This is a genomic window from Streptomyces solicavernae (genome assembly GCF_029968095.1).
Classification (GTDB): Bacteria; Actinomycetota; Actinomycetes; order Streptomycetales; family Streptomycetaceae; genus Streptomyces; species Streptomyces solicavernae.
In genome coordinates this window covers 14901-37150 of record NZ_JASCIR010000026.1, presented here as the reverse complement: position 1 = coordinate 37150, position 22250 = coordinate 14901, and the positions used below count along the sequence as shown (strand labels likewise).

At 73.2% G+C, this 22250-nt stretch carries 13 protein-coding genes; 4 read left to right on the top strand and 9 right to left on the bottom strand.

Annotated features, from left to right (window positions below; genetic code table 11):
• Positions 1 to 241: 241 nt before the first annotated feature.
• The 3 genes from QIS99_RS24495 to QIS99_RS24485 form a co-directional block, all read right to left on the bottom strand.
• Positions 242 to 9211, bottom strand: a complete 8970-nt coding sequence (locus QIS99_RS24495; protein WP_282515798.1) for a type I polyketide synthase — start codon at positions 9209 to 9211, stop codon at positions 242 to 244.
• Positions 9171 to 10346, bottom strand: coding sequence for a peptidogalycan biosysnthesis protein (locus tag QIS99_RS24490; RefSeq protein ID WP_282515797.1), 1176 nt, complete (start codon positions 10344 to 10346; stop codon positions 9171 to 9173). The genes QIS99_RS24495 and QIS99_RS24490 overlap by 41 nt, the downstream gene beginning before the upstream one ends.
• A gap of 97 nt (positions 10347 to 10443) precedes the next feature.
• Positions 10444 to 10764: an HAD family hydrolase gene (locus QIS99_RS24485; protein WP_282515796.1), complete on the bottom strand. Its 321-nt coding sequence runs from the start codon at positions 10762 to 10764 to the stop codon at positions 10444 to 10446.
• 209 nt (positions 10765 to 10973) lie between these two features.
• Between QIS99_RS24485 and QIS99_RS24480 the strand changes: the two genes are divergently transcribed.
• Complete coding sequence (locus tag QIS99_RS24480) at positions 10974 to 11759, top strand: DeoR/GlpR family DNA-binding transcription regulator (protein WP_282515795.1); 786 nt, start codon at positions 10974 to 10976, stop codon at positions 11757 to 11759.
• A gap of 7 nt (positions 11760 to 11766) precedes the next feature.
• Here QIS99_RS24480 and QIS99_RS24475 read toward each other — a convergent pair whose 3' ends face one another.
• The 3 genes from QIS99_RS24475 to QIS99_RS24465 all read right to left on the bottom strand — a co-directional run bounded on the left by QIS99_RS24475 (position 11767) and on the right by QIS99_RS24465 (position 15093).
• Positions 11767 to 12630: a class II fructose-bisphosphate aldolase gene (locus QIS99_RS24475; RefSeq protein ID WP_282515794.1), complete on the bottom strand. Its 864-nt coding sequence runs from the start codon at positions 12628 to 12630 to the stop codon at positions 11767 to 11769.
• A gap of 127 nt (positions 12631 to 12757) precedes the next feature.
• Positions 12758 to 13708 (bottom strand): SIS domain-containing protein, encoded by a 951-nt coding sequence (locus QIS99_RS24470; RefSeq protein ID WP_282515793.1) that lies wholly within the window; start codon positions 13706 to 13708, stop codon positions 12758 to 12760.
• A gap of 269 nt (positions 13709 to 13977) precedes the next feature.
• Complete coding sequence (locus QIS99_RS24465) at positions 13978 to 15093, bottom strand: Lrp/AsnC family transcriptional regulator (protein WP_282515792.1); 1116 nt, start codon at positions 15091 to 15093, stop codon at positions 13978 to 13980.
• A gap of 325 nt (positions 15094 to 15418) precedes the next feature.
• Here QIS99_RS24465 and QIS99_RS24460 point away from each other — a divergent pair, with 325 nt between their 5' ends.
• Both QIS99_RS24460 and QIS99_RS24455 read left to right on the top strand, forming a co-directional pair.
• Positions 15419 to 16768: an MFS transporter gene (locus tag QIS99_RS24460; protein WP_282515791.1), complete on the top strand. Its 1350-nt coding sequence runs from the start codon at positions 15419 to 15421 to the stop codon at positions 16766 to 16768.
• A gap of 110 nt (positions 16769 to 16878) precedes the next feature.
• Positions 16879 to 18066 carry a M20 metallopeptidase family protein gene (locus tag QIS99_RS24455; RefSeq protein WP_282515790.1) on the top strand — a complete coding sequence of 396 codons (1188 nt, stop codon included), beginning with the start codon at positions 16879 to 16881 and terminating at the stop codon, positions 18064 to 18066.
• A gap of 57 nt (positions 18067 to 18123) precedes the next feature.
• On the opposite strand, the gene QIS99_RS24450 is transcribed toward QIS99_RS24455, so the two are convergent.
• Entirely contained in the window at positions 18124 to 18744 is a 621-nt protein-coding gene (locus QIS99_RS24450) for a TetR/AcrR family transcriptional regulator (protein ID WP_282515789.1), read from the bottom strand.
• Positions 18741 to 19445 (bottom strand): PAQR family membrane homeostasis protein TrhA, encoded by a 705-nt coding sequence (gene trhA / locus QIS99_RS24445; RefSeq protein WP_282515788.1) that lies wholly within the window; start codon positions 19443 to 19445, stop codon positions 18741 to 18743. The genes QIS99_RS24450 and trhA overlap by 4 nt, the downstream gene beginning before the upstream one ends.
• Positions 19446 to 19684: 239 nt before the next feature.
• On the opposite strand from trhA, the gene QIS99_RS24440 reads away from it, so the two are divergent.
• Positions 19685 to 21517, top strand: coding sequence for a phosphoenolpyruvate carboxykinase (GTP) (locus tag QIS99_RS24440; protein WP_282515787.1), 1833 nt, complete (start codon positions 19685 to 19687; stop codon positions 21515 to 21517).
• 230 nt (positions 21518 to 21747) lie between these two features.
• Here the strand turns inward: QIS99_RS24440 and QIS99_RS24435 are convergent, their stop codons facing one another.
• The gene (locus tag QIS99_RS24435; RefSeq protein WP_282515786.1) at positions 21748 to 22185 is read right to left on the bottom strand and encodes an SCO4983 family protein; all 438 of its coding nucleotides are present in this window, start codon (positions 22183 to 22185) and stop codon (positions 21748 to 21750) included.
• Positions 22186 to 22250 lie beyond the last annotated feature (65 nt).

The following is a 22250-nucleotide window of genomic DNA, read 5'->3' as shown; positions in this document are numbered from 1 at the left end:
GAACAAACAACACTGTCAAGTTTATGATTTCCGTCAAGACTGTTGCGGCCGAACCGTCTTTATGCCTGCACTGGATTTGCGGTCCGAATAGTTTTATGCCTCCGACGAATTTACGAGCCGAGAATTTCACACCCGGGTCGGATTGCGACTCGGCGGATTTTCTGCCTCCAGCGACGGGCGCCGGCGCGATCGGCGGTCAGCGTCCCGCTGGCTGACCGCCGATCGCGCTTAGCGCCGGGAACTACCCGACCGCATCGAGCCAGCGGCGCAGGTGCGCAGCGGTCCCCTCCGCCCGTTCCTCGATGATCGAGAAGTGGTCCGACTCGATGTGCTCGGTCGGTCCGCGGTGTTGCCAGTCGGGGACGGGGTCGGCGTCCCCGAAGCCGCTCAGCGTCACGGTGGCCCGCAGGTCCAGCGTCGGCGCGGCGATCGGCTCGGCCTCGCGCTCGGGGTATATCTGCGCATAGCCGCCCAGGGCCACCAGGCCGTGGTCGTCCACGGGGGTCAGTGCGTTGTCCCGGGACAGGATCTGCCCCAGCGCGTCGGTGAGCACGAGGCGGTTGAGTTCGACGTCGTGCGTCGAATAGGTGTCGATCATCGCGACGCCCGCGAGCTCGTGGCCGTCGTCCTCGAGCCGCCGGGCGACCGCATGGGCGACCGCACCGCCGATCGAATAGCCGACGAGCGCCACCGGGGCCCGCTCGAGTTCCGGTGCCACGGCCGCGGCGAGGCTCTCGATCGCCGCCGCCCAGGTCGCCGGCAGGTCGTCGCCCGCGCGCGTGCCGGGCAGCGGAAGCGCGCTGACCTGCCGATCGGGGCCCAGTTCGCGGGCCAGACGGGCGAACTGGTGCGGGCCCGAGCCCGGCAGGAACGAGGGGACGCAGATCAGTGCCGGTGCCGCGGCACCGCGCGCCAGGAGCTGCGCGGCAGGGCGCTTTGCGGCGGCCTCGCCGGCGGCGTACGTGGTCATCAACGCCGAGCCCGCGGTCAGCAGGGGCATCACCCCTGCCAGGTCACCGCGGCGATGCGCCGCCGACACCAGGTCGGTGATCGTGCCACGTACGCCGGAGGGTGCCTGCTCGGCCACGCCGGTCCCGGGTTCCTCGATCCGCGAGCGCACCAGTTTCGCCACATCGGCGGCGGTCGGGTGGTCGAAGATCAGCGTGGATGGCAGCGTCAGCTCGGTCAGCTGGGCCAGCCGGTTGCGGAACTCGACGGCACCCAGGGGGTCGAAACCGAGCTCGGTGAACGGCGCGTCCGGGTCGATCGCGTCGCCGGACACGTGGCCCAGGACCGCCGAGGCGACGTTGCGTACCTCCCGCAGGATCACGCCGTCGCGGTCCGCGTCCGGAAGCGCGGCCAGCTGCCGCGCCAGGCTGACGCCGGCGCTCGCGCCGGCCGGGGGCACCCGGACCATGCCGCGCAGTACCGCGGGCAGGGTGCCGCCGCGCGCCAGGCCGGTGAGCGCCGCGGTGTCCAGCAGCGCTGTCGTGGGCGTCGCCCGGTCGGTCGCGAGCGCGTTGTCGAACAGCGCCATCCCGGACTCCGCGTCGATCGGGACCAGGCCCAGCCTGGCCCGGATCTGGCGGGCGTACTGCTCGGCGCCCTCCCCGCTGAGGAGTTCCGCCATGCCGACGGTCCACAGGCCCCAGGCCAGCGAGTGCGCGGGCAGGCCCGCGGACCGCCGCATACGGGCCAGCGCGTCCAGTGCGCTGTTCGCGGCGGCGTAGTTGCCCTGTCCCTGTCCGCCGAGCAATGGCGCCGCGGACGAGAACAGCACGAACGCCGACAGGTCCAGGTCGCGGGTCAGCTCGTGCAGGTGCAGCGCCGCATCGACCTTCGGCGCCAGCACCCGTGTCGTCTGCTCGTCGGTGAGGGTGTCGATCGTGCCGTCGTCCAGGACGCCCGCCGCATGGATGACGGCGGTCAGCGGGGCGTCGCCGTCGATGCCGGCCAGCAGGTCCTGGACCGCTGTGCGGTCAGTGAAGTCGCAGGCCTCGACCCGCACGTGGGCGCCGAGGCCGGTCAGCTCGGCGGCCAGTTCGGCGGCGCCGTCCGCGGCGGCACCGCGCCGCGACGCCAGCAGCAGCCGCCGGGTGCCGTGCGCCGCGACCAGATGCCGGGCGACGATGCCGCCGATGCCGCCGGTGCCGCCGGTGATGAGCACCGTGCCCTGGCCGAACGACGGGACCGCGTCCGGCGCGGTGGCAGGCAGCTGCTGCAACCGCGGCGCCAGGAGCCGACCCTCGCGGACGGCCAGGTTCGGCTCGTCCTGGGTCACGGCGTCGGCGAGCGACGCGATCGGCAGGGCGTCGCCGTCGTGGTCGACGAGCAGGAACCGCCCCGGGTGCTCGGACTGTGCGCTGCGCACCAGGCCCGCCACGGCGGCCCCGACCAGATCGGGTTCCTCGCCGGGCAGTCCGGCGGCCGTACGCGTCACGATCGCGAGCCGGCCGGGGTGGCCGAGTCCTATCCACTCCTGCAACAGCGCGAGCGTCCGCAGCACGCCGTCGTGTACGTCCGCCGCGCCAGCACCGGTGCCGCGGGGTGCCGCCCAGACCACCGTGTCGGGAGCGTCCGGCAGAGCGGCAAGTTCCGCGAGACCGGCGCAGCTCGCCAGGGGCTCGGGGGCCTCGACGGCCGCCGGGTCGCCGAGCACGACCGTACGTCCGGGGCGCCCGGGTTCCGCTGCGGAGCCGGCGGGCAGGGCCTCCCACTCGAGGTCGAGAAGCGGTGCCGCGCCGCGCAGCTTGGCCAGCGCATCCCGCTCGATCGGGCGGAACCGCACCGACTCCATGCTCAGCACGAGCGCACCGGTTTCATCGACCGCGTCCACGCGGAAGGTGTTCGGCGCGGTACGGGCGATGCGGGCACGCAGCGCACCCAGGCCGGACCGGGCCGGCTGGACGCCGCCGAAAGCGAACGAGAGCGGCACCCGGCCGTCGGGCCCGCCCTCGGCGAGCTGGCCGACAGCCGCGTGGAATACGGCGTCCAGCAGAGCGGGGTGCAGCCCGAAGCCGGTGGCGTCCTCGGCAGTGCCGGTGTCGAGCGCCAGGTCGACGAAGACCTCCTCCCCACGTGACCACGCGGCCCGTACCCCCTGGAACGCCGGGCCGTACCCGAAGCCGAGGCTGCCGAGCGCGAGGTACACCTGCTGCGCGTCGACCGGATCGCCCGCGGCCGGAGGCCACGCCTGGGACCAGTCCGGTGCCGCGGCCGGCGCGGCGGGCGCGAGTAGACCGTGGGCATGCGGCACCCAGGCGCCGGCGGTACGGGCGTGGACGGCCACGGGCCGGTGCCCGCCCGCGTCGGGTTCGCCCACGGTGAGCTGAAGGTCCGCGGCGCCGTCGGCCGGGAGCATCAGCGGCTCCGCGAGCGTCAGTTCCGCCAGCCGCGGCACGCCGATCCGGGCGCCGGCGGCCAGCGCCAGCTCCACGAACCCGGTGCCCGGCATGAGGACCGCGCCGGAGACGACGTGGTCGGCGAGCCACGGGTGCGTGCGCGGCGAGAGCCTGCCCGTGAACAGCCACTCGTCCTTGCCGGCGAGCTGCACCCGGGAGTGCAGCAGCGGATGGCCGGCGGCGTCGGCGCCGGCGAGCGGCGCGGCGGCGGCCTCCGCGGGCCGCAGCCAGAAGCGTTCGTGCTCGAAGGGATAGGTGGGCAGCGTGATCCGTGCCTGCGGCCGGTCTCCGAAGTACGTCGCCCACCGCACCGGCCGGGCCGCGCAGTGCGCGGTGGCCAGCGCGGCGGCCAGCTGCTCGGGTTCGGCAGTGGTGCGGCGGGAGCCCGCGACCGCCGATGCGCGCGCCGCGGGGTCCGCCGCCACGGTGGCGCGGGGCATCGCCGTCAGCACCGCGTCCGGGCCCAGCTCGACGAACAGGCCCACACCCGAGTCGAGCAGCGACCGCACCGCCGGGGCGAAGCGCACGGCCTCGCGCACCTGCCGTACCCAGTAGCCGGGCGTACTCAGCGCGTCGTCGGCGAACACGTCGGAGACCGTGGAGCACAGGGGGATGCGCGGCCGGTGGTACGTCAGGCCCGCAGCGACCTCCTCGAACTCAGTCAGCATCGGATCCATCAGGGCGGAGTGAAACGCGTGGCTCACCCGCAGCCTGCTGGTCTTGACGCCCTCGGCCCCCAGCCGCGACTCGAGCGCCGCGACCGTCTCGGTGCCCCCGGAGAAGACCACCGCGTCGGGAGCGTTCACCGCGGCCAGCGAGAGGGCGGCGAAGGCCGGCTCGGCCAGCAGCTCCACGGCCCGCTCTTCCGGCACCGCGGCGGCCAGCATGCCGCCGCCTGCCGGCAGCGCCCCCATCAGCCGCCCCCGGGCCGCGACGAGCCGGCACGCGTCGGCCAGCGACCACACCCCGGCCACGTGCGCCGCGGCCAGCTCGCCGATCGAATGCCCGGCCACGGCATCCGGCGTGACGCCGAACGACTCGACGAGGCGGTACATCGCCACCTCGAACGCGAACAGTGCGGGCTGGGCGTACTCGGTGCGGTCCAGCAGCGTCTCCACGGCCGCGCCGCCCGCATCGGCCGGCGCGTCGAACATCACCTCCCGCAGCGGACGCTCCAGGTGCCCGTCGAACTCCGCGCACACCTCGTCGAGCGCGGCCGCGAAGGCCGGGAACTCCCGGTAAAGACCGGCGCCCATCCCGGCCCGCTGCGCGCCCTGCCCGGTGAACAGGAACGCCGTGCTGCCTGCCGGACCAGCGCCGTTGACGATGCCAGGACCCGGCTCGTCCGCCGCCAGCCGCGCGAGGCCCGCCAGCAGCGTCTCCCGGTCAGGGCCCACGACGGCGGCGCGCTGCTCGAGTTGCGCGCGGCGCAGTGCCAGCGTCGCCGCGACGTCGGCCGGGGCGAGCTCCGGACGTTCGCGCAGCGTGTCGTGCAGCCGGCGCGCCTGGGTCCGCAGCGCGGCGGGCGTCCGCGCGGACAGCAGCATCGGCAGGGCCGCCGGGCGCGGCGTCCCGGCCGGCGCCGACGGGCCCGCGGGCGCCTCTTCGAGGATGACGTGCGCGTTGGTCCCGCTGATCCCGAACGACGACACGCCTGCCCGGCGGGTACGCTCCCCAGCCGGCCACGGCTCGGCCTCGGTCAGGATCCGTACCGCGTCCTTCGGCCACTCCACGTGCGGCGACGGCGCGTCTACGTGCAGGGTGGACGGCAGTGTCTCGTGCCGCAGCGCCTGCACCATCTTGATCACACCGCCGACGCCGGCGGCGGCCTGCGCGTGCCCGATGTTCGACTTCAGCGACCCGATCCGCAGCGGCTCGGCGCGGTCCCGCCCGTAGGCGTTGATCAGTGCCTGTGCCTCGATCGGGTCACCCAGCGTGGTGCCGGTGCCGTGCGCCTCCACCGCGTCCACATCGGCCGCGGCCACCCCGGCGTTGGCCAGGGCCCGCGCGATCACCCGCTCCTGGGACGGGCCGTTCGGTGCGGTCAGGCCGTTGCTCGCGCCATCCTGGTTGATCGCGCTGCCGCGGATCACGGCCAGCACCGGGCGCCCGTTGCGCTGCGCGTCGGACAGCCGCTCCAGGGCGAGCACACCGACGCCCTCGGACCACGCGACACCGTCCGCGGTGCTCGAGAACGCCTTGCAGCGCCCGTCCGGCGACAGCGCCCGCTGCCGGGAGAACTCCTGGAACAGGAGCGGGGTCGACATGACCGTCACCCCGCTGGCCAGGACCAGCGACGCGTCCCCGACGCGCAGCGCCTGCACCGCCTGGTGCAGGGCCACCAGTGACGACGAACAGGCCGTGTCCACCGTCACCGCGGGTCCCTCCAGGCCCAGAGCGTAGGACACCCGGCCGGAGACGACGCTGCCGGCCGACCCGGTCGCCAGATAGCCTTCCGCGGCGCCGTCGGCGGCCTCGCGCGCCGTGTAGCCGTAGTCCTGGTACATGACGCCCGCGTACACCCCGGTGTCGCTGCCGCGCAGGGCGACCGGGTCGATGCCGGCGTCTTCGAGCGCTTCCCAGGACGCCTCGAGCAGCAGCCGCTGCTGCGGGTCCATCGCCGCCGCCTCACGGGGGCCGATGCCGAAGAAGGCGGCGTCGAAGTCGCCCGCGGCGTGCAGGAAGCCGCCTTCCCGGGTGTAGATCTTGCCGGGTTTGCCGGGGTCGGCATCGTACAGCTCGTCGAGGTCCCAGCCCCGGTCGCCCGGGATCGGGGTGATCGCGTCCACGCGCCCGTCGAGCAGTTCCCAGAGCTGGTCGGGGTTGGCGACGCCGCCGGGGTACCGGCAGCTCATGCCGACGATCGCGATAGGCTCGTCCGCCCTGGTCCTGGTCGAGGTGGGGCGCGGCCGCGCCGGCGCCGAACCGTCGACCCGGGTACGCAGGAAGCCGGCGACGGCGGCGGCGGTCGGATAGTCGAATACCAGCGTGGACGGCAGCTGGACGCCCGTGGCGGCGGTCACCTTGTTGCGGAACTCGACTCCGCCGAGGGAGTCGAAGCCCAGGTCGGTGAAGGGCGCCTCGGGGTCGATGGCGTCGGCCGACTCGTGGCCGAGGACCGCGGCGGCGATCGCGCGCACCTCGCCGCGGATCAGCGCCTCCCACTGCTCGGCGGGGGCGTCGAGCAGCCGCTGGCGCAGCGGGCTGTCGGCGACGTGGCCGCGCGCCGGTACGTGGATCAGGCCGCGCAGCACCGCGGGCAGCGTGCCCAGCCGGCCAAGCGCGGTGAGGGCGGGGGTGTCGAGCAGCGCGGTCAGCAGCAGCGGTTCGCCCGTGTTCAGCGCATAGTCGAACATCCGCATGCCGGCGTCCGGCTCGATCGGAGCCAGGCCGAGGCGCGTGCGGATCTGGCGCTCCAGGTGTCCGGCGCCGGGGTCGTTCAACGCCTCGGCCATGCCGAGCTTCCACAGCCCCCAGGCCAGCGAATGCGCGGGCAGCCCGGCGCTACGGCGCACCTGGGCGAGCGCGTCCAGCGACGCGTTCGCTGCGGCGTAGTTGCCCTGGCCCTGCCCGCCGAGCAGCGGCCCGGCGGAAGAGAACAGCACGAACGCCGACAGGTCCAGGTGGCGGGTGAGCTCGTGCAGGTGCCAGGCGGCGTCGGCCTTCGGGGCGAGCACCCGGTCCACCTGCCCGGCGGTCAGGGTCTCGACGGTGCCGTCGTCGGCCACGCCCGCGGTGTGCACGACGGCGGTCAGCGGCGCGTGCACCGGTACGGCTTCCAGCAGCGCCGCGACCGCGGCGCGGTCGCTGACGTCGCAGGCGGCGACGCGTACGTCGGCGCCCATCGCTGTCAGCTCGGCGACCAGCTCCTCGACGCCCGGCGCGGCGGAGCCACGGCGCGAGGCGAGCAGCAGTCTGCGCACCCCGTGCCGGGTGACCAGGTGGCGTGCGGTGACGGCGCCAAGACCGCCCGCGCCGCCGGTGATCAGGACTGTGCCGTCGCCGAAGGGTGCGCCGGCCGCTTCGGCGGCGGTCGTACGGACCAGCCGCGGCGCCAGCGTGGCGGCGTCGCGGAGCGCGAGCTGCGGCTCGTCCGTGCCGGCCGCGGCGGCGATCCGCTGGTGCAGGTCCGCGAGGTCGCTGCCGTACGGGTCGCTGCCGTCGGGGTCGGCGCCGCCGAGGTCGATGTTCACGATGCGCCCCGGGTATTCCGACTGCGCGCTGCGCACCAGGCCGCGGACGGCCGCTGCTGCGGGGTCCGGCGTCTCACCGGGCAGACCTGCGCCGTTGCGGGTCAGCACGATCAGCGTAGGGTCGGCGCAGGCCGGTTCCGTAAGCCAGTCGCGCAGCACCGCGAGGGCGCTGTGCACGGCGGTGCGGATGGCCGCGGGGACGTCGTCGCCGTCCGCCGGCGCCGTCTCGGGCGCCCAGACGACGGCCGCGCCCGCGTGGTCCCCGCCGGCCGCGTACGCCGCGGCGTCCTCGAACGTCTCGGCGCAGCCCGGGACGGGCCGGCCCAGTGCGACCAGTCGCCGCTCCGGCGCCTCGGGCGCCGGCACCGGCGTCCAGTCGAGGGCGTAGAGCGGGTCGCTGGCTCCGGCGAGGGCGCTCGCGTCCGCGGGGCGGGCGAGCACGGCGTCGATCGACAGCACCGCGGCGCCGGTGGCGTCGCAGGCGTCGATACGCACCTTCTCGGACCCCGAGCGGATGATGCGGGCGCGGACTGCGGTGGCTCCGTACCGGAACACCCGGACGCCGCCGAAGGAGAACGGCAGCGGCAGCCTGCCGTCGGGCAGGTCCTCGGAGAGCGCGTCGATCACGGCGTGGAAGGTCGCGTCCAGCAGCGCCGGATGCACCCCGAAGCCCGCCGCCCGGCCCGCGCTCGCCTCGTCGAGGGCCACCTCGGCGAACACCTCATCGCCGCTGGTCCAGGCCGCGCGTACGCCCTGGAAACTGGGGCCGTAGCCGAATCCCAGGTCGGCGAGCCGGTCGTACAGCCGCGCGTCGTCGGCCGGCGCGTTGTCGACCGGCGGCCAGTCGGGGTCAGTCCAGGCGGGCGCCGTGCCGTCGGCGGGCGCGAGGGCGCCGGTGGCGTGCAGCGTCCAGTCCGGCCCGCCCGGGTCGGACGGCGCGGCGGGCGCGGCGGGGCGCGAGTGGATCGACAGGCTTCTCCGGCCGGTGTGGTCGGGCTCGCTCGCCAAGACCTGTACGTCCACGGCGTCGGCGCCGTCGAGCAGCAGCGGCGCCGACAGGACGAGTTCGTCCACGACGGGCAGCTCCAGGCGGCGGCCCGCGGCCAGCGCGAGATCGACGAACCCGGTGCCGGGCAGCAGTATCGATCCGAAGGCCGTGTGGTCCGCGATCCACGGCTGGTCGGCGGTGGAGAGCCTGCCGCTGAACAGCCACTCGTCGCGGCCGGCGAGCGGCGCGGCGACGCGCAGCACCGGGTGCTCGAGCGCGGAGAGGCCGGCGCGGCCCAGGTTGCCGAGCGCGCCGTCGTCGGGCTGCGCCCAGTAACGGCGGTGCTGGAAGGCGTATCCGGGCAGGTCGAGGTGGGTGGCCGACCGTCCCGGGGTCAGCGGCGTCCAGTCGACGCCGGCGCCCGCGCAGTGGGCGGCGGCGAGCAGCCGCAGGAACTGGTCTGCCTCGTCGGCGCCGCGCCGTGACGCCGCCGCGACCAGCGCGTGGGACGCCTCCTCGTCGCCCAGCGTCTTCGGTACGGGGCGGGCCGGGCTGCTTCTTCGGTACGGGCGGCCGGGCGGGGCGCGGTCAGCGCAGCCAGTCGGAGGTGTCCAGACCGCCGACGACATGACCGCCGTTCTCGTCGGAGAAGGCGGCGATGTGCTGGTCGTTACGGTCGCGCACCGCGCCCGCCGACGCGGCGAGCGGGCGGTCGACGCCGACGAAGACGCTGTACAGCGGGGTGGGTTGGGCGCCGCGTGCCAGCTTCGCGCCGAAGGTGCCGAGGCCGAGGTGGATGGCGCGGGTGGGTCGGTCGACGCCCTGGGTGATGGGGTGGTAGAAGACCAGGTTGAAGTAGTCGGCCAGGTTGGGCGCGGAGTAGTCGAAACCGGCGACGCGCGCGTAGAGCATGTCGCCGTGCCGGTAGCGCAGGGCGAACCCGACGGCGCGGTCGTCTTCCTCTGCGAGCAGCAGCGTGCTGCTGACGCCCAGGAACCGTCCCTGGCGGCCGTAGACGGCGGTGGCCCGGTCCACCCCGTAGTCGTGGCCGTGCTTGCGCATCAGCGCGCTGTTGAGCGGTGCGATGGTCTCCACCACGTCGGGCAGGGCGACTTCGCGGATCGTGCGGCTGCTCTCCCGGAAGATCCGGGCCTCCTTGCGGGCGCGGGGCCGGCGGCCCGCCGGGAGCCAGGCGACGTAGTCCTCGAAGCCGTCCCACTGCCCGACCGGCAGGGAGGTCTCCACGTCGTGGAAGAGCAGGACCGGGTCGGCATCGGCGTGGGCGCGCATGGCCTCCAGGGCGTCCTCGCGGGGCAGGTAGTAGTAGCTGAGGACGCTCGCGCCGGCGGCGCGAGCGCCGTCGAGTGCCTGTCCGGTGAGCGCGTCCACGGCGAGCGAGCGCTCCTTGGCCGGCAGCCCCTGCCGGACGGGGATCTGGCCGCGGAACTCGGACCAGCCCGATCCGACGGCCATCGGCCGCTGGGCCATGTGCCGCAGCCGCTCGGGGCCGACGACCCCTTCCAGCAGGGTCTCGGGTGTGTAGAGCGGGTGCGGGGGACGGGGGAAGGTGTAGGTCTCCAGACCGGCTGCCGGGCGTCCGTCCTCGTCGCGGGCGACGAGGTAGGCGGCCCGTGCTCCCTCCGGCCGCTCCTCGTCCCTCACCCACAGCCAGCCGGAGGCGGAGTAGACGGTCGAGCCCTCGGTCAGCGCGTCCCAGTCCTGGGCGGGAACGTCGCCGGGCGAGGTGTAAGCCGAGATCAGCATCCTTCAAATCCTCGTGTGGTGACTCGTGTGGTGACTCGTGTGGTGATACGGGCGGGGGCGAGGTGACGCGGGCCGCAGCAGTGTGCGGAGGCCGGGTTCAGAAGAAGCGGGCTTCGAGGCACTGAGCAACGCCGTCCTCGTCGTTGCCGGGGACGATCTCGTCGGCGATGTCCCGGAGCGGAAGCCGGGCGTTCGCCGTCGCGGCACCGTACCCGGCGGCTCGGAGGAGGGCCAAGTCGTTTTCGCCGTCGCCGAATGCGAGCACGTCCTGCCTGCCCAGGCCGGTTTGGCCGAGGATCCAGTCCAGGGGTCGAGCCTGTCGCCACGGTCGATGGGTTCGTGGACGGCCTGCGCCGACGGGCGGGCGCTGCGACGGGCGGGCGCTGCGACGGCGGACCGGCACTGACCGCAGGGCCATGAGCCGGGGACGGGGAGCCCATGGCCTCGGTCCTGTCGTGGAGGAAGCGGAAGGAGCGGAGGAAGCGGAAGGAGCGGAAGGAGCGGAAGGAGCGGAAGGAGCGGAAGGAGCGGAAGAAGCAGCGCCATGCGCGCACGATCGGGCTTCTGCGCGCATATTCGTGCGCGATAGGCTCCCTCTACGAGCGAGGAGGAACAAGGGAGGAACAAGTGGCGGCACATGCGCGGTGGACCCGGCTGCTGGAGATCCTCAGCGACGAGGGCCGTGTCGACGTGCTCGACGCCGCTGAGCGACTGGGCTGCTCCGCCGCCACCATCAGGCGGGACCTGGACGAACTGGCCCGGCAGAACCTCCTGACGCGCACGCGCGGCGGAGCGGTGGTGAGTTCGGTCGCCTACGACCTGCCGCTGCGCTACAAGGTGGCCCGTAAGGCCGATGAGAAACAGCGCATCGCGAAGGCCGCCGCAGCCCTGATCCCGTCGGGTTCCACCGTCGGCATCAACGGGGGTACGACGACGTCCGAGGTGGCCCGGGAACTGGCCGTACGGGCGGACCCCGCCGGTGTGGGCGGCGGGCCCGCGCTGACGGTCGTGACCAACGCGATCAACATCGCCAACGAACTCGCGGTCCGCCCGCAGGTGAAGCTCGTCCTCACCGGCGGGGTGGCCCGGCCGAACTCCTATGAGCTGGTGGGGCCGTTGGTGGACTCCGTGCTCCGCACCCTGGCCCTTGACTACACCGTCCTCGGTGTGGACGCCGTCCACCCGCGCCTGGGAGCGGCCACCCATGACGAGTCGGAGGCCGGCGCCAACCGCGCCCTTGCCGAGTGCGCGAGCGAGGTGATCGTCGTCGCCGACTCGTCCAAACTGGGGCGCCGGGCCTTCGCCCTGGTGTGCGAGTTGAGTGCCGTGTCGGTTCTGGTGACGGACAAGGACGCGCCCGAGGACATCGTCGAGGAGATCGCCGGCCGGGGCATCGACGTGGTGCGCGTCTGACGGGCCGTCAGGTCACGTCGGCCTCCGGCGTGAGCGGCGCCCCGGTCAGGATGCGCAGGAGGCGGGCCACTTCGGCGGCCACGGTGTCGCGGGCGGGGCCGAGGTACTTGCGGGGGTCGGCCACCTGGGGATGGGCCTCCAGGTGGGTACGGACCGCCTGGGTGAACGCCTTGTTCAGGTGGGTGGAGACGTTCACCTTCGTCATGCCCGCGCCGATGGCCCGGGCGAGGTCCGCGTCGCCGACACCGGACGAGCCGTGCAGCACGAGAGGGACGCTCACGGCGTCGCGCAGCCGCGTGATCAGGGGGAAGTCGAGCACGGCGTCCCGGGTGAGCATCGCGTGCGAGCTGCCCACCGCCACGGCGAGGGCGTCGACGCCCGTGGCCGCGACGAACGCGCGCGCCTCGTCCGGGTCGGTGCGCACGCCCGGGGCGTGCGCACCGTCCTTGCCGCCGACCTCACCGAGCTCCGCCTCCACCCACACGTTCCGGCGGTGGCAGTACTCCGTGATCTCGCGGGTGGCCGTGACGTTCTCCTCGTACGGGAGCTTCGCCGCGTCGAACATGACGGACGTGAACCCGAGGGCCACGGCCTCGCGCACGAGGCCGGCCGACTCGGCGTGGTCGAGATGGACGGCGACCGGCACGCCCGCCGCCCGCGCCACGGCGAGCGAGGCGAGCCCGATCGGTTCGAGGGCGCCGTGGTACCGGACCGTGTTCTCGCTGATCTGCAGGATCACCGGCCGCCCCGCGGCCTCGGCCCCCCGCACGATGGCCTGGGCATGCTCGATCTGCAGGACGTTGAACGCGCCGACCCCGATCGCCTTCTCGCGGGCGTCGAGCGCGATGTCGTCAGTGGGTGTGAGCGGCATGGACTTCCTTCACGGGTACGGACGTACGGACGTACGGAGTCGGCGGTAGAGGTCCGCGACGAAGTCACCGGTCACCGGTCACCGGTCACCGGCCCCACCGGTCACCGGGGCCGGGTCGGCGGCGCGGTCAGGCATCCGGGTCGCCCAGGACGACGGACCGGGTGAGGTTCCGGGGCCGGTCCGGGTCGTAGCCGCGGGCCTCGGCGAGTGCGACGGCCAGGCGCTGGGCCCGGATCAGGTCGGCCAGGGGGTCCAGCTCCCCGGACACGCCCTGGGACCCGGCGACCAGGGTGCCGCCCACGCGGGCGACGTCGTCGTCCAGGCCCTGCGGCAGCGAGCCGAACATCCAGGTCACCCGGCCCGGCCCGGTGATGCTGATCGGACCGTGCCGGTACTCCATGGCCGGGTAGGCCTCGGTCCACGCCCCGGCGGCCTCGCGCATCTTCAGCGCCGCCTCAAGGGCGAGGCCGTAGGTCCAGCCGCTGCCCAGGAAGGTGAACTGCTCGGCGCCGGTCACCTCGGTGTCCAGCGGCGTGACCACGGCCCGTTCGGCATCGAGGGCGGCCTGGGCCACCGTCCGTACGCCCACCGGCAGGGCGTTCTCCGCTTCGAGATGTGCCCGCAGCAGCGCCAGTACGGTGGTGGCGAAGCGGGTCTGCACCACCGACTCCTCGTCGGCGAAGTCCAGCACCACGACGGAGTCGGCCGCGGCCATCACCGGCGTCGCGGGGTCCGCCGTGAGCGCGACGGAGGGCACCGACCCGCGGACGCGGCCGAGCAGGTCCAGCACCTCGGTCGTGGTCCCGGAGCGGGAGATCGCCAGAAGCCGGTCGTACCCGCGGGCGAGGGGGAACTCCGAGGCGGCGAAGGCGTCCGTCTCCCCGTGGCCGCCGCTCTCGCGCAACGTCGCGTAGGCCTGGGCCATGAACCAGGACGTGCCGCAGCCGACGACCGCGACGCGCTCGCCCCGGCGGGGCAGGTCGGCGGAGTGCTGCGCGAGCGACGCGCTCACCCGTCGCCAGCAGTCGGGCTGGGAGGCGATCTCGGCAGCGGTGCGGGAGGTGTGCGTATCGGGCATGCAAGGACTCCTTCGGCCTGCGCGAACGGGAGCGGTTCTTGCGCCATAATGATTGAAGCGATCGCAATCTGTACAGCTTCACGCATCCCTCGTTGGGGCGAGCAGCCACCGGCCACCGGCCACCGCCCACCGGCCACCGGCCACCGGCCACCGGCCACGGAACGTCGCCGCGACGTCGGCCGGTACGGACCTCGCCGCGGCGTACGGAGAGCTGGTCGAGGCCGGCCTGGCAGTGTCGGCCGCCGGTACGGCAGTGCACGGACCGAACGTCAGGAGCCCGCCCGCGCGGTGCCCTGACCGGATGTCTCGGCCCACAGGTCGACTGGCACCACGCCGGTGGCCCGGCCGCCCGGGCCCACCAGATGGCCCATCAGTTTGGTCTGCCGCAGCGCGATCGCCCGGTCCACGAGCGTCAGGAACGGCAGCCGCTCCGCCAGTTGCGCCTCCAGCCGCTGGACGTCCGCGACCGAGCGCAGCCACACCGTGAACAACAGGTTGTTCGGCCCCGTCACACAGGCGCACAGCCGCACCTCCGCCAGCGTCAGCAGCCCCCGTGCGGCGCTCTCCAGCTGCGCCGGTGGCACCTGTGCCCAGAGCGTCGCCGACACCGGCCAGTCGGTGAGCTCCCTGGCCACCTCGCAGCGCAGCATCAGGTCGTGCTCCTCGATCAGCCGGGTCAGCCTGCGCCGTACGGTCGTCGGGCTCAGGCCGGTGACCTGCGCCAGCTGGGCCACGCTGCGCCGGCCGTCGGCCGAGGTGGCGGGCAGGAGCGAGCGCGAGGCGGCGTCCAGTTCCGGGGGCGGCTCCGGCGCGGTGCCGGCCGGGCGGCGTGCGGGACGGGGCGGAGCCAGGTCGCTCAGGCTGCGTTGCTGCGCCTCACTGAGGGCCCGCAGCCGCCAGCGGCTGCCGTCGCCGTACACCCGTGTCGCCAGCTGGGCCCGCGTCGCGACCACGCCCGGCATGCGCGAGATGCGGTCCAGGAGCAGCCGGGACAGCGCGCCGAGGTCGGCGGTGAAGAGCGTGACAAGCAGGTCCCTGCCGCCGGCCATGTGCTCCACCGTCACGATCTGCGGCATGGCGGCCAGCGCGTCGGCGACTGCCTCCACCTCGCCGGAGCGGCAGTCGATCTCGACGACCGTCACCTCGATGCCCTGCTGCAGCCGCCGCCCCGGGTAGGCCGTGATCCAGGCCCGCCCCGAGGACCGCAGCCGCTCCCAGCGCCGCGCCACCGTCACCGGGTCGACGCCGAGTACCTCGCCGATCCGGGACCACGAGGCCCGGGGGGCGAGCTGCAGGGCGTGGATGAGCGCCTCGTCGCCCGGCGTGAGCGGGGCGGGTGGCCCAGGGGTGATCCCTGAGCCTGCCGACGGGTCGAGATCCTGCATCGGGCCGCGTCCTCGGGGTGGAATCCTGCGTTACGGGCGGGGAATCTTCTCAGGGCTGTGGGGCGCCTTCACTGTAGGCCTCTGTTCCGCACCGGAGCACCCCACCGGAGCACCCCACCGGAGCACCCCACCGCGGACCTCCGCACACCGTCGCCTCCCCGGCGCCCGACACCCGGAGCCTCGGGGCGCCCGGAGTCCGCCGTCAGGCATGCAAGCCCCCGAGCCGGACCGGTTCCCGGGCACCCACCCGTCCGCGTTCCGCCCGTTTCGGAAAGATTTCGCCCGTTTCGAGAACAGATTCCGCCCGTTTCGAGAAGAGGTGCGTATGGCCACGTCCCGCACGGTGTCCACCGACCGGACCGTCCCGTCCGGGCCCGCGCCCGGCCCCGCCCCGCAGCAGGAGCCGGTGCGCAACGGCCGCCGCGAACTCCTCGCAGGCACCGTCGGCGGCGTCGTCGAGTCCTTCGACTGGACCATCTACGCCGTCCTGGCCCCCTACTTCGCCGCCCAGATGTTCCCCGGCGACGACCCCGTCACCAAGGTGCTCGGCGCCTACCTCGGCTTCGCCGTCGGGTTCGTCGTACGACCCTTCGGTTCGTACGTGATGGGCCGGATCAGCGACAGCAGGGGGCGCCGCTTCGGCCTCATGCTCTCCATGGTCCTGATCTCCGGTGCCTCGTTCCTGATCGCCGCCCTGCCCGGCGCCGAGTCCATCGGCATCCTCGCCCCGCTGCTGCTCATCCTGCTGCGGCTCGTGCAGGGGCTCTCCATGGGCGGCGAGAACCCCAGCGTCGCCGCGTACATCACCGAGACCGCGCCGAAGCGTCTCCGCTTCCTCTACAGCGGCATCTCCTACGGCGGCATCATCTTCGGCAACATCCTCTGCTTCGGCGTCGTGACCGTGCTGCTCACCGTCCTGGGCGAGGAGGGTGTCGCCGATGGCGGCTGGCGCATCGGCTTCGCCGTCGCGGGCCTGCTCGGGCTGCTGTCCCTGTGGGTGCGGCGCGCGGCCGACGAGTCGGAGGAGTTCACCCGCAGCAGGCAGGAGACCGACCCGGCGACCGACCGGGCCGAGCGCCGCCGCCTGTACAAGGGCTCGGCACGGAACATGACGGCCGTGTTCCTGATGACCCTCGGCGTGACCGTCAGCTACTACCTCGGCACGACCTACCTGCCGCAGTACGCGGAGAACCTGGGCCTCACCTCGGGCGCGGAGGGCACCGGCGCGATGCTCGTGCCGCTGCTGCTGCTCATCGTCGCCATGGCCGGATCCGGCGTGATCGCGGACCGTACCGGCCCGCTGAACGCCTTCCGCACCGGGGTCGGGATGCTTGCCGTGTGCACCGTGCCCGTCTTCCTGCTCATGGCAAGCGGCGCCCTGCCCGTCTGGGTGGCCACCCTGCTGCAGTTCATCTGCCTGGCCGCACCCCTCGCCCTGGCGAACGTCCTCTTCGCCCGCCTCTTCCCGGTCCGGATCCGCGTGGTCGCCATGGGCCTGCCGTTCACGCTGGGCACCGGCCTCTTCGGCGGTACGTTCCCACTGCTGGCCGAGGCCCTCACCGCCCGCGGCCTGATCGACCTTGTGCCGTGGTGTGCCGTCGCCGCTGCTGTGATCGCGTTCGGTGCCACCTTCCTCGTCCGTGAGCCGGCCGACGAGGGCGCCGTCGGCGACTGAACCGGCACCCGCGCCCCCAGGCACCCGCGCCCCCAGGCACCCGCGCCCCCAGGCACCCGCGCCCGTACGCGTCCCCGCACCGCCCGCACGATCCACCAGGAGTACGACGAATGAACCTGCTTGAGGACGCCCACGCTCTCCAGGGCGACTTGGTCCGGCTGCGCCGCACCCTGCACCGGCACCCGGAGACCGGCCTCGACCTGCCCCGTACCCAGGAGACGGTGCTCGCCGCCATCGACGGACTGGGTCTGGAGGTGACCACGGGCCGCGGCCTCAGCTCCGTCACCGCCGTGCTGCGCGGTGCCCGCCCGGGGCCGACGGTGCTGCTCCGCGGCGACATGGACGCCCTCCCCGTCGCCGAACGCACCGGCCTCGACTACGCGTCGGAGAACGGCAGCATGCACGCCTGCGGCCACGACCTGCACACGACGATGCTGGCCGGCTCCGCGCAGCTCCTGGCCCAGCATCGGGACCGCCTCGCGGGCAACGTCGTGTTCATGTTCCAGCCCGGCGAGGAGGGCTTCGACGGCGCCCGCCACATGGTGGACGAGGGCGTCGTCACCGCTTCCGGCACCCCTGCCGAAGCGGCCTACGCGCTGCACGTCATGTCGGCCGGCATCCCCGCGGGCCGGTTCACGACCCGCGGCGGACCGACGATGGCCGCGTCCAACGTGCTGACCGTCACCGTGCACGGCGAGGGCGGCCACGGCTCGATGCCGCACCGCGCGAAGGACCCGATTCAGGTCGCCTGCGAGATGGTGACCGCACTGCAGGCCTGGATCACCCGCACCTTCGACGTGTTCGACCCCGTCGTCCTCAGCGTCGGCACCTTCCACGCCGGCACGCAGCAGAACGTCATCCCGGAGACGGCCGTCTTCCAGGCGACCGTGCGCTCCTTCTCCCCGCAGGCCCAGGCCCGGGTCAAGGACGGCACGGTCCAGGTCTGCGAGGGCATCGCCGCCGCCTACGGGGTCGGCGTGGACGCGCAGTTCGACGAGCTGTACCCGGTGACCGTCAACGACCACGCCGAGGTCGACTACGTGGCCCGCACGGTGGCCGAGCTGCACGGCGAGGAGCGGTTCGAGCGGATGGCCCAGCCGCTGTCCGGTTCCGAGGACTTCTCCCGCATCCTCGACGGCGTCCCCGGCGCCATGGTCGTGCTCGGTGCCGCACCCGCGGGCGCCGACCCGGACACCAGCCCCAACAACCACTCGCCGCAGGCCGCGTTCGACGACGCGGTACTCGCCGACGGGGCGGCGCTCTACGCCCGCCTCGCCGCCGACCGCCTCGCCGCCTGACGGTCCGACGGGAGCTGCGAGCCGACGACACCGTCGCCGCCGCCGAGCCCCGGCCGGTCACGCCCGACGAGTGAGCCCCGCCGTCCCGAGCCCGTCCCCGAACGCCCCGAACGCCCCGAACGCCTCGTCCACCAACCCCAGCAGGTCGTCCCGGCAGTCCCGTTCCGCCCAGTACAGGGTCGTCTCGATGAGGGAGCCGACGACGGCCGTGGCGAGGACGCGGGAGCTGAGGTCGGTTTCGGGGTGGCCGGTGCGGGTGGCGACCGTGGTGGCGAGGGAGCGGCCGCAGGAGGCGAGGGAGTCGAGCATGCGGGAGCGCACCGCGGGCACGTCGCGCAACAGGCGGGCGCGCAGGGCGACTTCGGCGGGGTCGGCGGCCCGCAGCTGGTCCTTCACCACGTGCCGCAGGGAGGTGAGGACCGGCTCGTCGGCGGGGCGGGCGAGGAGCGCGGCCTCGGTGTGCTCGGCCTGGTCGTCCGTGAGGACGATGTCCTCCTTCGCCGGGAAGTACCGGATCACCGTCGAGGGGGAGACCTCGGCGGCCGCGGCGATCTGCTCGACGGTGGTCGCCTCGTACCCCTGCCGTGCGATCAGTTCGTACGTGGCCCGGCGGATCGCCGACCGGGTCTTGAGCTTCTTGCGCTCCCGGAGACCCGGAGCGGGCCGTGCCGGTGTCATGCGTGCTGGTAGGCGACGAGCGAGATGCCGACGTAGTGCACGACGAAGGCGGCGAGCGTGAACGAGTGGAACACCTCGTGGAAGCCGAACCAGCGCGGCGACGGGTCGGGCCGCTTCATGCCGTAGATCACGCCGCCCGCGCTGTAGAGCAGTCCGCCGACGATCACCAGGACCAGGACGGCGATGCCGCCCGCGCGCAGGAAGTCCGGCAGGAAGAAGACGGCGGCCCAGCCCATCGCGATGTAGCAGGGCGTGTAGAGCCAGCGCGGGGCGCCGACCCAGAACACCCGGAACGCGATGCCCGCGGCCGCCGCGGCCCAGATGCCCCACATCAGCCACTGGCCCTTGGACTCGGGCAGGAGCAGCATCGTCAGCGGGGTGTAGGTGCCCGCGATGATCAGGAAGATGTTGGCGTGGTCCAGCCTGCGAAGCACGGCGGTGGCGCGCGGGCCCCAGTTGCCCCGGTGGTAGACCGCGCTCACGCCGAACAGCAGGCAGGCGGTCAGGACGTAGATCCCGCAGGCGATGCGGCCGCGGGTGGAGTCGGCGAGCGCGGTGAGCACGAGTCCGGCGATCAGGACGGCCGGGAACATGCCCGCGTGCAGCCAGCCGCGGAGCTTCGGCTTCACGGGCTGCGGGAGCACGGTCGGCGTCGGCCCGTCGGTGCTGGGGGCGGAGGACGGGTGGGCGGGCGCAGTCATACGCCGCATGGTAGCTACGCGCCCGTAGGTTGCGTATCAGAGCGGTCACGGGCCGGTGGGGGAGTGGTGATGCTCACGCCTGCTCACGTGTGCGACCCTCTGGACATATGGGCACTCGGGTCGGATGATCAAATGAGTGCGGTCGGCACCGGATGAGCAGCCATGACGCATCCGGGTCGCAGCCCCCACGGGGCATACATGAACACACCAGTCATAAGCCCCCTCATCAAGGAGCGATCGTGGCGCGCGACAACGCGGCTCCCAGCACCCTCCCGACCAACCACCGGGAACTGATCTCGTGGGTCGACGAGATCGCCGAGCTCACGCAGCCGGACCAGGTCGTCTGGTGCGACGGCTCGGAGGCCGAGTACGAGCGCCTGGCCGAGGAACTCGTCGCCAAGGGCACCTTCAAGAAGCTCGACCCGGTCAAACGCCCCAACTCGTACTACGCGGCCTCCGACCCGACGGACGTCGCGCGCGTCGAGGACCGTACGTTCATCTGCTCCGCGAAGGAGGAGGACGCCGGCCCGACCAACCACTGGAAGGACCCCGCCGAGATGCGCGAGGTCTTCCAGGGCAAGGAGGGCAACGGCGGCGTCTTCCGGGGCTCGATGCGCGGCCGCACCATGTACGTGGTGCCGTTCTGCATGGGTCCGCTCGGCTCCCCGCTCTCCGCGATCGGCGTGGAGATCACCGATTCGGCGTACGTCGCGGTGTCGATGCGCACGATGACCCGGATGGGCCGGCCCGTCCTGGACGAGCTCGGCGAGGACGGCTTCTTCGTGAAGGCCGTGCACACCCTCGGCGCCCCCCTGGAGGAGGGCGAGGCGGACGTCCCGTGGCCGTGCAACCCCACCAAGTACATCTCGCACTTCCCGGAGTCCCGCGAGATCTGGTCGTACGGCTCCGGCTACGGCGGCAACGCCCTGCTCGGCAAGAAGTGCTACGCCCTGCGCATCGCCTCCGTCATGGCGCGCGACGAGGGCTGGCTGGCCGAGCACATGCTGATCCTCAAGCTGACGCCCCCGCAGGGCGAGTCGAAGTACGTCGCGGCCGCGTTCCCGTCGGCCTGCGGCAAGACCAACCTCGCGATGCTGGAGCCCACGATCTCCGGCTGGACCGTCGAGACCATCGGCGACGACATCGCCTGGATGCGCTTCGGCGAGGACGGCCGCCTGTACGCGATCAACCCGGAGGCCGGCTTCTTCGGCGTCGCGCCCGGCACCGGTGAGCACACCAACGCCAACGCGATGAAGACCCTGTGGGGCAACTCGGTCTTCACCAACGTGGCACTCACGGACGACGGCGACGTGTGGTGGGAAGGCATGACGGAGGAGACTCCGGCCCACCTGACGGACTGGAAGGGCAACGACTGGACGCCGGACTCAGGCGTCCCGGCCGCGCACCCGAACGCCCGCTTCACCACCCCCGCCTCGCAGTGCCCGATCATCGCGCCCGAGTGGGAGGACCCCAAGGGCGTGCCGATCTCGGCGATCCTCTTCGGCGGGCGTCGTGCCTCCGCCGTACCGCTGGTGACCGAGTCCTTCGACTGGAACCACGGCGTCTTCCTGGGCGCGAACGTCGCCTCCGAGAAGACCGCCGCCGCCGAGGGCAAGGTCGGCGAGCTGCGCCGCGACCCCTTCGCGATGCTGCCGTTCTGCGGCTACAACATGGGCGACTACATGGGCCACTGGGTCGACGTCGCCAAGGGCAAGGACCAGTCGAAGCTGCCGAAGATCTACTACGTGAACTGGTTCCGCAAGAACGAGGCGGGCAAGTTCGTGTGGCCGGGCTTCGGGGAGAACTCCCGTGTCCTGAAGTGGATCGTGGACCGGCTCGACGGCCGCGCGGAGGGCGTGGAGACCCCCATCGGCGTACTGCCCACGGCGGACTCGCTGGACACCGAGGGCCTCGAACTGGCCGACGCCGACCTGGAGTTCCTGCTCACGGTCGACAAGGAGGTCTGGCGCGAGGAGGCGGCGCTGGTGCCGGAGCACCTGAACACGTTCGGCGATCACACGCCGAAGGAGCTGTGGGACGAGTACCGGGCCCTCGTGCAGCGCTTGGGGTGATCCTTTAGGGGCGCGGGGAACTGCGCGAGCAACCCACGAAAAGCCGCAGTCGCATCTGCTCATGCACCACGCAGATGCGACTGCGGCTTTCGTCGTGGCTGTCGCGCTCGTGGCTGAGCGCGCCCCGCGGCGGAGCCGCAAATGCCACAGCCCCGCGCCCCTGGGGCTGTCGCCCCTGCGGGGCCGTGGCGCCCGGCACGCAAGCCTCCCCGGCTCGCGTGCCGGGGCCGTCAGTGGGTGGCGCCCGCGGGTTCCCGGTCCCGCAGAGCTGCCGTGTGCGCGTCCATGCGTTCCGCGGCGAGGATCGCCACCGCGGTGTCGGCGCGGGAGGCGGCGACCACCAGGGCGCGGCCCGCGAGGGCGTGCGCGCGCCGGTGCAGACCGGCGACGTACGGCTCGTGGATCGCCGCGGCCACCGCGGACCGCGCGGGCGGCTCGCCGCCGCGCAGCCGGGCGATCTGCCGCGCCAACTGCTCGGCCGCGTCGGCCAGTTCCGTGGCGGGGGCCACTGCGCGCAGCTCGTCCGTGACGGCGAGCAGGGCCGCGAGATGCCCGGCGAGCTGGATGTCCAGCTCCTCCTCGCGGGAGCGGTGCGGGAAGTCCGCTCCCGTGGCCTGTCCTCGGCCGGCCATCGTGTGGACCGACTTGCTGCGGATCGGTTCGTACATGGGACGGCCTCCTGACGTTTCAGGAAGCCATCCTAGCTTAGATTCAATCTAAAGTTGACTGGAGT

Excerpts from the sequence above, each read along its gene's own strand:
- QIS99_RS24490 (WP_282515797.1), bottom strand. The coding sequence starts at position 10,346 with ATGCTGATCTCGGCTTACACCTCGCCCGGCGACGTTCCCGCCCAGGAC.
- QIS99_RS24465 (WP_282515792.1), bottom strand. The coding sequence starts at position 15,093 with ATGCAGGATCTCGACCCGTCGGCAGGCTCAGGGATCACCCCTGGGCCA.
- QIS99_RS24450 (WP_282515789.1), bottom strand. The coding sequence starts at position 18,744 with ATGACACCGGCACGGCCCGCTCCGGGTCTCCGGGAGCGCAAGAAGCTC.
- QIS99_RS24455 (WP_282515790.1), top strand. The coding sequence starts at position 16,879 with ATGAACCTGCTTGAGGACGCCCACGCTCTCCAGGGCGACTTGGTCCGG.
- QIS99_RS24485 (WP_282515796.1), bottom strand. The coding sequence starts at position 10,764 with ATGGCCCTGCGGTCAGTGCCGGTCCGCCGTCGCAGCGCCCGCCCGTCG.
- QIS99_RS24460 (WP_282515791.1), top strand. The coding sequence starts at position 15,419 with ATGGCCACGTCCCGCACGGTGTCCACCGACCGGACCGTCCCGTCCGGG.
- QIS99_RS24435 (WP_282515786.1), bottom strand. The coding sequence starts at position 22,185 with ATGTACGAACCGATCCGCAGCAAGTCGGTCCACACGATGGCCGGCCGA.
- QIS99_RS24475 (WP_282515794.1), bottom strand. The coding sequence starts at position 12,630 with ATGCCGCTCACACCCACTGACGACATCGCGCTCGACGCCCGCGAGAAG.
- QIS99_RS24495 (WP_282515798.1), bottom strand. The coding sequence starts at position 9,211 with ATGTCGTCGGCGGTCTGGACACCTCCGACTGGCTGCGCTGACCGCGCC.
- QIS99_RS24470 (WP_282515793.1), bottom strand. The coding sequence starts at position 13,708 with ATGCCCGATACGCACACCTCCCGCACCGCTGCCGAGATCGCCTCCCAG.
- trhA (WP_282515788.1), bottom strand. The coding sequence starts at position 19,445 with ATGACTGCGCCCGCCCACCCGTCCTCCGCCCCCAGCACCGACGGGCCG.